This is a genomic window from Collinsella sp. CLA-JM-H32 (assembly GCF_040098165.1).
In the GTDB taxonomy this organism is placed as follows: domain Bacteria; phylum Actinomycetota; class Coriobacteriia; order Coriobacteriales; family Coriobacteriaceae; genus Collinsella.
On sequence record NZ_JBBNMZ010000014.1, the window covers coordinates 12,684 to 25,638 of the forward strand.

12 protein-coding genes are annotated in these 12,955 nt (G+C 59.9%); 7 read left to right on the forward strand and 5 right to left on the reverse strand.

Annotated elements, in window-relative coordinates; genetic code table 11:
- The first annotated feature begins 25 nt into the window (after window positions 1-25).
- Window positions 26-772: an aspartate/glutamate racemase family protein gene (locus tag AAA021_RS08575; protein ID WP_349088889.1), complete on the forward strand. Its 747-nt coding sequence runs from the start codon at window positions 26-28 to the stop codon at window positions 770-772.
- Between the two features lie 125 nt (window positions 773-897).
- On the opposite strand, the gene AAA021_RS08580 is transcribed toward AAA021_RS08575, so the two are convergent.
- From AAA021_RS08580 to AAA021_RS08600, 5 genes are all read right to left on the reverse strand, one after another.
- On the reverse strand, window positions 898-1,644 hold the full coding sequence (locus AAA021_RS08580; RefSeq protein WP_022094111.1) for an energy-coupling factor transporter transmembrane component T: 747 nt from the start codon (window positions 1,642-1,644) through the stop codon (window positions 898-900).
- On the reverse strand, window positions 1,637-3,388 hold the full coding sequence (locus AAA021_RS08585; protein WP_349088890.1) for an energy-coupling factor transporter ATPase: 1,752 nt from the start codon (window positions 3,386-3,388) through the stop codon (window positions 1,637-1,639). Before AAA021_RS08585 ends, AAA021_RS08580 begins: the two co-directional genes overlap by 8 nt.
- Window positions 3,389-3,600: 212 nt before the next feature.
- The gene (locus tag AAA021_RS08590; RefSeq protein ID WP_349088891.1) at window positions 3,601-4,173 is read right to left on the reverse strand and encodes a hypothetical protein; all 573 of its coding nucleotides are present in this window, start codon (window positions 4,171-4,173) and stop codon (window positions 3,601-3,603) included.
- A gap of 407 nt (window positions 4,174-4,580) precedes the next feature.
- Window positions 4,581-6,383, reverse strand: a complete 1,803-nt coding sequence (locus AAA021_RS08595) for a C69 family dipeptidase (protein ID WP_349088893.1) — start codon at window positions 6,381-6,383, stop codon at window positions 4,581-4,583.
- A gap of 410 nt (window positions 6,384-6,793) precedes the next feature.
- Entirely contained in the window at window positions 6,794-7,711 is a 918-nt protein-coding gene (locus tag AAA021_RS08600; RefSeq protein ID WP_329737842.1) for a diacylglycerol kinase family protein, read from the reverse strand.
- Between the two features lie 98 nt (window positions 7,712-7,809).
- Here AAA021_RS08600 and rnd point away from each other — a divergent pair, with 98 nt between their 5' ends.
- From rnd to AAA021_RS08630, 6 genes are all read left to right on the forward strand, one after another.
- Window positions 7,810-8,943, forward strand: a complete 1,134-nt coding sequence (gene rnd / locus AAA021_RS08605; RefSeq protein WP_035137916.1) for a ribonuclease D — start codon at window positions 7,810-7,812, stop codon at window positions 8,941-8,943.
- A gap of 64 nt (window positions 8,944-9,007) precedes the next feature.
- Entirely contained in the window at window positions 9,008-9,712 is a 705-nt protein-coding gene (locus AAA021_RS08610; RefSeq protein WP_035137918.1) for a zinc metallopeptidase, read from the forward strand.
- A gap of 115 nt (window positions 9,713-9,827) precedes the next feature.
- Window positions 9,828-11,279, forward strand: a complete 1,452-nt coding sequence (xseA, locus tag AAA021_RS08615; protein ID WP_349088894.1) for an exodeoxyribonuclease VII large subunit — start codon at window positions 9,828-9,830, stop codon at window positions 11,277-11,279.
- 42 nt (window positions 11,280-11,321) lie between these two features.
- A complete protein-coding gene (gene xseB, locus AAA021_RS08620; RefSeq protein WP_006234311.1) occupies window positions 11,322-11,588 on the forward strand; it encodes an exodeoxyribonuclease VII small subunit in 267 nt (88 codons plus the stop codon).
- Between the two features lie 49 nt (window positions 11,589-11,637).
- The gene (locus tag AAA021_RS08625) at window positions 11,638-11,973 is read left to right on the forward strand and encodes a histidine triad nucleotide-binding protein (protein ID WP_035137921.1); all 336 of its coding nucleotides are present in this window, start codon (window positions 11,638-11,640) and stop codon (window positions 11,971-11,973) included.
- Between the two features lie 41 nt (window positions 11,974-12,014).
- On the forward strand, window positions 12,015-12,905 hold the full coding sequence (locus AAA021_RS08630; RefSeq protein ID WP_349088895.1) for a LysR family transcriptional regulator: 891 nt from the start codon (window positions 12,015-12,017) through the stop codon (window positions 12,903-12,905).
- Window positions 12,906-12,955 lie beyond the last annotated feature (50 nt).

The following is a 12,955-nucleotide window of genomic DNA, read 5'->3' on the forward strand; positions in this document are numbered from 1 at the left end:
CGCAAGCGTCACCAAGGAGGCGGCGATGGAAAAGCTGGGAGTTATCGGCGGCATGGGCGCCGAGGCCACGTCGTATTACTACGACCAAGTGGTGCGTCATACGGCTGCTGCCTGCGATCAGGAACATATCGACATGGTGGTGCTCTCCAAGTCGACCATGCCCGACCGCACGCTGGCCATTAAGACCGGCGAGCATGCCAAGCTGCTGGCGACCATGAAAGAGTGTGCCCGGGCACTCGAGTCGCTGGGCTGTGCACACATTGCCATTCCTTGCAACACGTCACACTACTTCTATGACCAGATCCAGTCGTTTACGAAGGTGCCGATTATCCACATGCCGCGTGAGTCGGTGCGCTATGCTCTGGCCGGCGCGGTGATGGGGGAGTGCGAGTTCGACCCCAACCTGAGTATGCCGGCCGAGCCGGTGCGCAAGATCGGCATCATGGGCACCGATGGCACCGTGGGCGCGGGCGTCTACGGCCGCGAATGTAAGGCTGCGGGTGTTGAGGTCGTCTATCCCAGCGAGAAACGTCAGAACGATGTGATGTCGCTTATCTACGATGATGTGAAGGCCGGACGTGAGCCCGATATGGATAAGTTCGACCGCGTGATGTGGGAGTTCGCCCGTAGCGGCTGCGACCGCGTCATTCTGGCCTGCACCGAGCTATCGGTGCTGCAGAAGTACCGAGAGATGCCCGAGATCACCCTCGACGCCATGGACGTCCTGGTGCGTGAATCCATCATCCGTAGCGGCGCTCCCTACCGCCTCTAGCTTCCGACCCGCCAAAAAGGGGCAGGTTTATTTTGGTAGGTTTTATCTGGTGAAACAGTAAAGGCCCCGGCTCGTTTGGTGCGAGCCGAGGTCTTTTGCGTTGGGCGGTTGCTGTCGGTGGTGAACTAGAACAGGAAGCCGATGGCGATGAGGGCGATGCTGACGATGAGCACGGCGATGTCCAGGCCCTTGATGGGGTAGCGCTTGTACGAGCTGGCGCGCGTACGCAGATAGAAGCCGCGCTGTTCTGCCGCCAAGGCTGTGGCATCGGTCTTGCCCACGCTCGAGATGAGCAGTGGCACGCACAGTGGCAGCATGAGCTTAAGCTTCTTGATGGGGTTCTTGGTGTCGTACTCGACGCCGCGTGCGGTCTGCGCCTCCATGATGGCGTTCATCTCCTGACCAAACACCGGCACAAAGCGCAGCGCCGTGGTAAAGGTGAAGGCATAGCGATACGGCACGTGCAGCACCTCGACGCAGGCGTTGGCAAGGTCGTTGAGTTTGGTCACCATGAGCATGAGGATGAGCGGTAACGCCACACCCAGCAGGCGCAGGCAGGCCTTCGATCCTGTGATGAGGCCCGTGTCGGTGATAAAACCCCACACCACGTTGCCATCGCGCATAAAGGCCAGCTGGAGCACCAGCATGATAAGCGCGAGCGGAATCAGCAACTTGAGCAGCGAAAACAGACGGTCGACGACGCCGGCATAGGCACCCAGCGCAAGTGTGAGTGCCAAAAAGCCCAGCAGCGCCACGTAGGTGTCGGACAAGAAGATGCCGACGATGATGGCGGCGGCGAGGCCCAGTTTGACGACGGGATTCAGGCGATGCAGCAGCGTATCGCCCGGCATGTAGTCGATGACGTTAACCACGGTGGACCATCTCCTTGGTAATTCGAACGACATCGGTGACCTCGCTCACCTGCGCAAAAGCGGGCGAGACGGAAGATGCCAGACGGCGCGAGAGCTCGATAACCTGGGGAGGCTCCACGTAGGCACGCCGCATGAGATCGATGTTCGAGAATAGCTCGTGCGTGCGGCCGCGGTCGAGGATGCGACCGTCGGCCATTACCACAATGCGCTCGGCAAAATCCGAGACGACTTCCATATCGTGGCAGACCATGATAACGGCGCAACCGCGCTCGGCCATGGTGCGAACCGTTTCCATGACGGTCATGCACTCGCGGTAGTCAAGGCCGCTCGTGGGCTCGTCGAGCACGACGATCTTGGGCTCAACCACTACGACGGAGGCAAGCGCCACCATTTGTCGCTGGCCGCGCGAGAGCGAGAAGGGCGCCTCGTCGGCCGGCAAGCCAAAGCGGTCGATGACGAGCTGGGCGCGACGCAGCGCCTCGGCACGGTCCATGCCGCCAAGCTCCAGGCCAAAGGCGACCTCGTCGAGCACGGTGTCCTTGCAGATCTGACGGTCGGGGTTTTGGAAGAGCGTTGCGACCTCGCGGGCAATGCGGCTCGTGGGGACGGTTGCAGTATCCAGTCCCGTGACGCGCACGCTGCCCGAGGCGGGCTTGAGCAGGCCCGTGAGCAGCTTGGTGAGTGTGGTCTTGCCGGCACCGTTCTGGCCGACGATGCCCACGAGCTCGCCAGGATAGAGCGTCAGGCTAAGGTCGTGTACGGCGGCTCCGCCATTGGGATAGGCAAACTCAACATGGTCGAAGGTGAGTACGGGTTCGGCGTCCTTGGCATGAGGACGCAACGACGGTGCATGCGGGGAACCGGCGGGCGCCTGGGCTTCGATAGCCGCGTGTGCGGGGTCGACGATGCCTGAAATCAGGCGCTCGGCCTCATCGACATCCAAGCAGGGGGTACCGCTTACCAGGCCATCGGTTTCGAGGCTATTGAAGATACGCGTGACGCGAGGGCAGTCGACGCCGATGGCACGGAGCTCGTCGGTATGCGCGAAGACCTCGTGTGGCTCGCCCTGCAGCGCGATTTCGCCATGGTTGAGCACGAACACGCGGTTGCAGTACTCCGAGAGCAGGGCGACCTTTTGCTCAACGACGACGATGGTGATTCCAAGTGCGCGGTTTGCCTCACGCAGCGTCTCGAAGACCAGCGTGGAGCTGGCGGGGTCGAGTGCCGCGGTGGGCTCGTCGAGAACTAAGACGCGCGGACGCATGGCGAGGATGGCGGCGATGGCCACCTTTTGCTTCTGTCCGCCCGAGAGGGTGGCGATCTCGCGGTCGCGCAGGTCGCTGATGCCGACGGTCTCGAGCGTTTCGCTCACGCGCTGCTCGATCTGGTCGTGGGGAACGCCAAAGTTCTCGAGGCCAAAGAGCATCTCGTCCTCGACGACCGAGGCGACCATCTGCGTGTCGATATCCTGCAGCACACTGCCGACGATTTGCGACACGTCGGTGAGCGAGACCTCGCAGGTGTCGTGGCCGTCGACCATGACGGACCCAAAGAACGTGCCGGTGTAGTGGTGGGGCACGGCGCCCGACAGGCAGGCGGCAAGCGTGGACTTGCCGGCGCCCGAGGGCCCGATGATGCCGATGAAATCTCCCTTGTTCACGCTGAGCGAGATGTGGCTGAGCGCCTGCTCGGTCTGCGTGCCATAGGAGAACGAGACATCGTCGACGTTGATGATCGTTTCCATGGATACCTTTCGTAGTCATTGGGGACGTTCTTAAATGACCAGTCGTTTAAGAACGTCCCCAAAAGCTAGTCGTTTGGGACAGTCTTTGGTGGTGAAGCACGGAGACGGCTTTACGAGGGGCCCCAGGTTGGCGCGAAAGAGGAGCGAAGCGTACTTGGGTACGCGAGCGACGAATGAACGCCAAGATGGGGTGGCTCGTAAAGCCGAGCGGGTTAGTTGAGCCTAAGGGCCTTTTGGATGGGCAGGTAGAGGGCGCCGACCAGAATGGCGTTAAAGACGGCGGTCATGGCGACGACGGGCAGCATGGCGACGGCGAGCTCGCCTACCACGCCGAGCATGGCCATCTTGATGACCATGAAGATGACGCCGGAGACAAAGGTGGTCAGGAAGGTTGCGACAATAGCGATGGCGGGCTTGACCTGACCGTTCTTGCCGGCGGCGTTGACGATGCCGGCCATGAGCATGGCGGCGATGCCCTCGGCGGCAAAATCGACGAACGGCGAAGTGGTGGTGATCTGGATCACGGCAGCCGAGATGAGGCCAATGACGAGCGCCTGGCCGATGTTGGGACGAACGACCAGGATGGTGAGGCAGAAGGCCGAGATGATGAACTCGGGGCTGATCATGCCGCCCGAGATGCCCGAGATGGCCTTGCCGACGGTGAAGTTGAGGATGAAGCCGGCGGCGAGCAGGATGGCGAGCAGGACGAGGGCGCGGACATCGAGTTTGCCGCGGTCGGCGGTCTGGACGGTGCGGGGCTGGGCGGCGGTGGTGTTCTGAGACATGGTGAAAATCCTTTCGGAATGGGAGTGCAAGAGAAAAGCGGAGGCGCGTGATGCGAATGCGATCGGGCTCGAGATAGAAAAAGGCCCCCGGTCGAAACCGGAGGCCTTCCAATCACCTAGAGCGCAAAAACAGGCGTGAGGGACTCACTGTCGACCGATCGTATTCGCATCACGCCACCACCAGTTGTTGAGAGACTTCATCGTGTTCTTCATGTTGGTGGCTCCTTTCGTGATGCCGTGGCGCGGTCGCACCTAGTTGCTGTTGCGCTGCACTATAGCACAGCGAAGTGTGTGCGGGGAAATCTTTTTTGAAAAGATTTCAGGCGGGTTTCCCGTCGGTCAAAAGAGCGGGCTGAGCGGGCGAGGTGACTCATGTGCCCCGCCCGCTCAGCTAGGACATGAGGGTCTTAGGCCTTCTTGCGACGATAGATCACGTAGGCGCAGACACCGATGATGACGACGGCGCCAACGGCCATGGCGGCCATGTTGTTGCCCTCGGACTTCTCCTCGGTGACCTCTTCCTCTTCGGCCTCTGGCTCGGTCACGTCCTCATCGGAAAGGGCCTCGTCGGCGTAGGTGATGGATTCGACCAGGCAGTCGTTGCCGGCATCGTAGTCGCTCGGGACGAACTCCTCGGAGAAATCGCCCTCCTTGAGGTAGTCGCGCATCTCCTCGAGCATGGCCTTGCACTTAACATAGGTGTTCTTGGTTGCAGCCTTGCCGGCCTTGTTGGCCAGGGCGGTACGGGCCTCGGTGCCTTCTTCGGCCTGCATGGCCTCGTCGACGGTCAGGTTCTGCTCGATGAGTTCCTTCTGCAGGGCGTCGAGATAGGCGCGGACGCCGGTGGCGCAGTGGTCGCGGTTCTCATAGGCGAGCGTGTTGATGTCCATGAGGACGTAGTTGATGGAGTTCTTGGGCTCCTCGTTGTTCACGACGTCTTCCTCTTCGCAGTGATCGAAGGAGACATCCTGATCGCTGAAGTAGGGGCTGACCTCGGTGAGCAGTGCGGAGTAGAAGGGGATGGCGACGGAGAATTCGGCGTTGGAGAGCATCTCCCACTGAATGGTCGCGATCTCGGGGTCCATGCCCTGACGGATCTGGAAGGTGTGGATCTCGGTGTTGCGGTTGGAGCCGATGGCATAGGCGCCGTCGGTGTTGGCGTTGAGGCCGGCGACATTCTCGCCGCGAGCGGCGAAGGAACGAATCATCTCAAAGGTGTTCCAGTCGGACTTGCCGGGCTGGAAGAACAGCGGCTGCATCTCGTGGACCAGGGCGCCGGTCGTGGCGCGAGCCTCTTCGCGCTCGTCCTTGACGATCTCGTAGTCGGTGCCCTCGGCAAGCGGAGCCATGAAGTAATCACGACCCTGGATATAGCGCGACCACTGGTGCATACCGGCCTCGCTAATCTCCTCGCCGTAGGTCTTGGCGACGTCGAACTTGCCGTCGGCGTACTCGGCAAAGCCCTTCTCCTTAGGCATGGACTCGATGCCTTCGGAATGGAGACAGTTCTCGGTGTCATCGAGGTCGACGTTATAGGTGAGGTTGCCGATGTTGGGGTTGAGCGAGGCGATGTCATCGGCGAGCTTCATAGCAATCCACTGATGGCCGGAAAGCGCTGCAAACAGCCAGGTCTCGTTGTTGTCGGCGATGATGATCTGGTCGTTGGAGCAGACGCCCTGCTCGTCAATCAGGTTGCCGAGGAGCTCGACACCTTCGCGGGCCGTGGCACTCTCGCCCAGAATGACGCTGGCGTAGTTGTACTCGCCGATGCCGGTCTCCTCGGTGACGGGGTCGGCTTCCTCTGCCTTCTCGTTATAGGAGGTGCTCAGCGTGGCAGAGCAGGAAACGCCCTTCTCGTTGATGCCAGCCTCGGAATATGCGTCGTAACGATCTTCCCACTGAGAGGGGTTGTCGCGAACGAAGGTGTAGCGGTAGGTTGCGCCCTTGGACTTGTATTCAAAGCCGGACTCGACCGAGGTGTACTTGCTGCCGTCCTTGTGTGCGGGCTCGATGCCAAAGTGCTTGACGTAACGCGGGCCGAAGTCCTCGGAGCGGCCGTAGTACGTGTTGCCGTCTGCCGTGAGCTGGCTGCCCATGTAGATCTGGGTGCAAGCGAGCGCCGAAGTCGGCATAGCCATAATGGCCGCTGCTCCAAATGCAAGGCCGCAGCCAAGCTTCTTGAGCGTGTTGACAGGATGAGTAAACCTCATGATCCCTCCCAACTGTTGAAACCCCGCGAAATCGTACGGAGCTTCAGCTAATAAATACATCTACTAGCCTAAAGGAAGTTTAAAGAGTATTCATTCGACAATAGCTTTTACTCGATGAGCGTGAAGAAATATACGATGAGCGGATAATAATACTCATTATATGGCTTTAGTTAAATAAAGGCACCCTGCATTTACTATAGCTGAATAAAGCGCCAGACAGTGCTCAAAAAGGAAACTCTCCCGCTGTTTAGGATTTGCATAAACAACGGGAGAGTCGATAACTGGATGAATATCATACCAATGTGGATTTACTTCTTTCGGCGGTGAATCACATTGATGGCGTAACCGACGAGCATGGCCAAGACGATGACGATAAAGCCAATCAGGGGATTGTCGTTCATGGGGTCCTCCTATTTTCCGAGCGGTGAAAATTCGTCGACGATGAGATCGAGGCATTGCGGCAGTGCGCGGGCGCCAAAGACGCCGGAGTTGCTGGAGATGATCTCGCCATCGAACTGCATGCCCAGCGATGGCGTGCAGGTGATCTTGGCTTCCTTGGTCTGGATGATCTTAAACTGCGGACGGCCGAGCAATTTGCCAGCGGGGTCGAGCGCGGCGGTAATTACCGTGGGGAGCAGCTGCACCGTGCGTACGGGCTCAATAACGACGATGTCGACCATGCCGTCGTCCATGCGGCAGTTAGGGAATAGGTTGATGTCGTTTTGGATGACCGAGGTATTGCCTGCCATGCAGCAGATGCCGTCGAGCTCCTCGACAATGCCGTCGTGCTCAATGGTGAAGTGTGCCACCGTGGGGTTGGGCGTAGCGAGCGCGGAGAGGAAGTAGGCGATCTCGCCAATGTCGTTTTTGGTGGGAGCGGCCTTCATCATGATCTCGGCGTCGAAGCCCGAGCCGGCGATGATGATAAAGCCGTGGCGCTTCTCGTTACCGTTCTCGTCGAGCCAAAAGAGCTCACCCATGTCCACCTTGACCGTGCGGCCGGCGCGGCAAGCCTTGGCGAGTGCCGCCGCCTCGGGGGCATTGCCGATGTTGTTAAAGAACAGGCAAGCCGTGCCGGAGGGGAAGACGAGCGTAGGGACACCGCACCCGCGCATCTGGTCGAGCACGTTGGAGACGGTGCCGTCGCCACCCGAAACGACCACGCGATCGAACTCACGAACGTCCGCTACCGCGTCCTCGGGCTCCATGCCATCGCCGATAAAACGCATCACGACCTCGTCGCCGCCCTGTGCAAGGGCGTGCGTGAATGCGAAGATTTCATCGGAGCTGGGACCCGATGCCGGGTTGTGGATGATAAGGCAGCGCATACTTACGTTCCCGTTCTGTGACTAACCGAGTATAGTTGTAGAGCAATGCCGATATCCTACCCGTGTTTTTCGGGCCTAACCTTATTCGATGGGTTGATATGTACATTTCCACACATCAGGCTCTGGTCGACTTTTGCCAGCGCGCCCGCGAGTTCGACGCGATCGCCGTCGACACCGAGTTTTTGCGCGAGCGCACGTTTCATCCGCGCCTGTGCCTGGTCCAGATTGCCACCCCCGCCGAGAGTGTCGCGGTCGATCCTCTGGTGATCGACGACCTGTCGCCGCTTGCCGAGCTTATGGCTGACGAGGGCGTGGTCAAGGTGTTCCATGCTTGCTCTCAAGACATGGAGGTTATGCTCCATACCGTGGGCGCACTGCCGCGACCGATTTTTGACACGCAGGTTGCCGCCGCCTTTTTGGGCGAGCGCCAGCAGATCTCGTATGGTGCGCTCGTTCAGACGTTCTGCGGCGTATCACTTCCCAAGACCGAGTCGCTGACCGATTGGTCGCGCCGCCCGCTGAGCGACAAGCAGATCGAGTACGCGATCGATGACGTCAAGTACTTGATCGTCGCCTATACCGAGATGATGAGCCGTCTGCGCGAGCTGGGCCGCGTGGACTGGGTGCTCGATGAGTTGCGCCCTCTGGCCGACGAGTCGCACTACCGTGCCGATCGCCATGAGGCGTTCCGCAAGGTCAAGCGCATCAACTCGTGTAGCCGCCATCAGCTGGGCATTGCGCGCGAGCTTGCCGCCTGGCGTGAGGACCGCGCTGAGCGGCGCAACATCCCGCGCAAGTGGGTTATGTCCGATGATACGCTGCTAGCCCTGGTTAAGCGCAATCCCGTGCGTGTTGAGGAGTTCCGCAGCATTCGCGGCACCGACCAGCTGGGGGAGCGCGACGTGGATGGCGCGTTGATGGCCATCAAGCGCGGCGCGAGTTGCCCGCACGACCGCCTGCCGCTTATGGTGCGCGGGCATCGCCAAATCTCTCCGGAGCTGGAGAGCGTGACGGATCTCATGTACGCGCTCATTCGCCTGGTTGCCGAGCGCTCGGGCGTGGCGACCTCGGTCATTGCCTCGCGCGATGACCTGGCCGACTACATTGAGCATCCTGAGCAAAGTCCCCTGCGCGAAGGCTGGCGTTTTGAGCTTGTGGGTTCGCGTCTGGACGATCTGCTCTCGGGCAACATGGGACTCACCGTGAAGGACGGCAAAATCGAGCTCCTGTAGGGAAGCCTAGCCGCTTGAGTGGGTAGAATGCCTCCAACGTGTAACTCGATTCGGAGGAATTCGCATGCCCTATTACTATGGTTACGGCTTTGGCATCGACCCGCTGTACCTGCTGGTTGTCCTTGTTTGTACGGTGCTTGGTCTTGCGGCGCAGAGCTATATCAACTCGACGTACAAGACCTGGTCCAAGGTTCGCTCGGACGGCGACACGGGTGCTACGGTCGCTCGCCGCATGCTCGACGCCAACGGTTGCAACGCCGTGGGTATCAAGGGCGTGGCTGGCGAGCTTACCGACCACTACAACCCGCAGGATAACAACCTGTATCTCTCGGACGCCAACCGTTCGGGCGGGTCGGTCGCAAGCGTTGCCGTCGCCTGCCACGAGGCGGGCCATGCCGCCCAGCGTCAAAGCGGCTACGCCATGATGAAGGTGCGCACCGCCCTGGTTCCGGTCGTTAACTTTACCCAGAACACCTGGACCATCGTGTTGCTCTTGGGCCTGTTTATGAACATTGCCGGGCTCACGACCCTCGCGTTGATTTTCTTCTCGTTTAGCGTGCTGTTCCAGCTCGTTACGTTGCCGGTCGAGATTGACGCTAGCCGACGTGCCGTGGCGTACATCGAGCAGTCGGGTATGAGTTCCAAGCAGGTCAACGGCGCCAAGAAGGTGCTGACGGCGGCCGCGCTTACCTATGTGGCCGCAGCGCTGACTTCGATCATTCAGCTGCTCTACCTTATGGTTCGCTACAACAGAAACTCCGATCGATAACAAATTGGGTCGTTGGGCGCCGCGGGGATTCGTGTCCCCGCGGCGCTGTACTATGTGTTGGACTTGAATTTGCGCAGGGCCGGAGCCTTTGTGCACGATAACGAAAGGAGGCTGCGTGGCAGGCTGGAATCTAACCGGCAATGCCGTTTCCGCCGAGTTTGACGGTTCGGACGAGCAGGAGCGCAAGGAGCTCAGCGTGAGCCAGGCGGTGGAGATCGCCGCCGGTGCGCTCGATGCCATTCCGCAGCTGAGTGTCCTGGGCGAGGTCACGGGCTTCCGTGGCCCCAATGCCCGAAGCGGCCACTGCTATTTCCAGATCAAGGACGATTCGGCCGCCGTTGACTGCATCATTTGGAAGGGTGCCTATCTCAAGCGCACGTTCGATCTGCGCGACGGCATGCAGGTGAGCTTTAAGGGCAGCTTCAATCTCTATAAGGCTACGGGCCGCATGAGCTTTGTCGCTCGCTCGTTTTCGCTGGCGGGGGAGGGCCTGCTGCGTCAACAAGTGGCGCAACTGGCCGAAAAGCTACGCCGCGAGGGCCTGATGGACGAAGCGCGCAAGCGCCGCATCCCGGTGTTCTGCTCACGCGTGGCGGTCGTCACCTCGCTTTCGGGTGCCGTAATCGATGACGTCAAGCGCACATTGCGTCGTCGCAACCCGCTTGTCGAGCTCGTTTGCGTGGGGGCTAAAGTTCAAGGTGAGGGCGCGCCGGCAGAACTCATCGAGGGCTTGCGCCGCGCCGCTTCCATTACGCCAGCGCCCGACTGCATCTTGCTGGTGCGCGGCGGCGGCTCCTTTGAGGACCTCATGACCTTTAATGACGAGGAGCTTGCCCGCGCGGTGGCGGCTTGTCCCGTGCCCGTGGTGACCGGCATTGGCCATGAGCCCGATACCTCGATTTGCGACATGGTGAGCGACCGTCGCGCCTCCACGCCTACGGCGGCGGCCGAATCGGTGGCGCCGGCTATGACGGAGTTGGCCGATGTGCTCGAGGCGCGCTATCAACGTCTGGGTGCTGCGATGGCATCGATGATTGGGTCGGCCCAGGTCGACCTGGAGATGCTCGATCAGCGCGGTCGCCGTGCCTGGGATACCTATACGGCTCGCTTGGGCGATGCGCTCGATGCGGCTGCGTGCCGCCCGTGCCTCAACGACCCAACGTTTATGGTTGAGCGTCGCGAGTCTGAGCTTGCCCTGACGGCCGATCGTTTGTCCGGCGCCATAACGCGTTCGGTTGGGGCATTCCGCTCCAACTTTGAGCGTCTGCCCGAGCGCTTGATCGCAAGCACCTCAGGACTCGATGGCAAGCGCCATGCGCTCACGCTCGCAAGCTCCCGCCTGGAGCATCAGGGGCGCACGATGCTCAACAAGCCAGCATCCGACCTGGGCCGTGCGGCAGCCTCGCTCGATGCCCTGTCGCCGCTCAAGGTGCTTGCCCGTGGTTATTCCATCGCGTACAGCGATGATGGGGTGGCCACGAGCGCCAAGACCTTTAAGCCCGGTGACGCCATTCGCGTGCGCATGGCAGACGGCAACGTGGCGGCAACGGTCGATACGGTCGAGTAGGCCGCGTTTCATAGCGATAAACCTTTAGGAAAGGAAACAGATATGGCAGAGAAGACCCCGGTCGAGCAGCTTACGTACAAGCAGGCTTCACAGGAGTTGGAGCTCATCATCCGCAGCTTGGAGTCGGGTGATATGGAGCTCGAGGAGTCGCTTGAGAGCTATACCCGCGGCGTCGAGCTCCTCAAGAGCCTGCGTACCCGCTTGTCCGATGCCGAGCAGAAGGTCTCGGTGCTCCTGAAGGACGTCGACGGCAACGACGTGCTCGCCGACGGCGAAGCCGCCAACACCGACGACAACCTTTCGTTCTAACCATCCCGACCAAATATAATTACCTTGGTCTGTGAGAAAGGAACCAACCATGTGTGATTGCATCTTCTGCAAAATTGCCAACCACGAGATCCCCTCGACCGTCGTCTACGAGGATGACCAGGTCATCGCGTTCGACGACCTCAATCCCCAGGCGCCGGTCCACACGCTCGTGATCCCCAAGAAGCACTACAGTGACATCGCCGATAACGTGCCCGCCGAGACCATGGGCGCCATGGCCCACGCCATCCAGGAGGTCGCCAAGGCCAAGGGTCTGGAGGACGGTTTCCGCGTCATCTCCAACAAGGGCGTCAACGCCGGTCAGACCGTCATGCACTTCCACATGCACGTCCTCGGCGGCAAGAACCTGGGCGAGAACCTCATCTGAGGACGCACGGCCCGTCGCCTTGGCTGCCTTTGGAGTAACCTATGCAGTTTTCTCAACTCGAATACCTTCAAGCGGTAGCGAACTACGGCGGCGTGCGCAAAGCGGCTCGCGCCGTTCACGTGAGCCCACAGGCTGTCTCGTCGGCAATTAAGAAACTGGAGTCTGAGTATCAGATCGTTTTGCTCAATCGATCGGCGGGGGAGGCTGTTTTGTCTCCGGCGGGCAGAGAATTTGCGCGTCGTGCACGCGTGATCCTGGCACAAGTCGACGATCTCAAAAAGTACACCCAATCGGGGAACGGTGGCGTTTCGCCCGACGGCCACTTTCGTCTTTACGTCCCCTGTCTTCACGGGCGGGGGCGTCTTTTTTCCGAAAACTGGTACGACTCGTTTGAAAGCTCGCACCCTCAGATTCACCTTGATGTGTGGCATCAGCCAACGGCTACATGCTTTGAATCACTTGTGCTTGGCATTTCGGATGCGGCCATCTCATTTGAGGAACCAAGGGACAGTGTCCTTTCTTCGAAATACTTGGGTGAAAAGGAGCTCAAGGTTCTTTCATGCCCAGCTGGTCATCAATCTGTTGACGCTATGACCATTCGTGAGTTACTGGGCGGCAGGCTCGCTGTTCCCATTAATTTGTCACCCTGTCTCAATGCAATCAATCAATGCCCCGAAGCCCAGCTGGTTAATTTCCGCTTTCGCGATGTCGAATACGGAAACAGGGCGCAGACTGAGTTTCTTCAAGCCGGGGGATTGATATTGAGCTTTTCTGGCTCTTCTCTCGCATCAGATGGACTGGAAGTGAGCGAGTGTTCCATTGAAGGCTCGCATGACGTAGCCTTGCCCATCTACTTTTGCTATCGACAAAATGCCTGGACCGATCGACACCAGACGGTATTTCTTCACCTATTGCGTCACCTTGCTTCGTGAGGCCATTTGGCCTCGTGGCGTCAAGTGAATGTTGACGCCTTGTAACACAT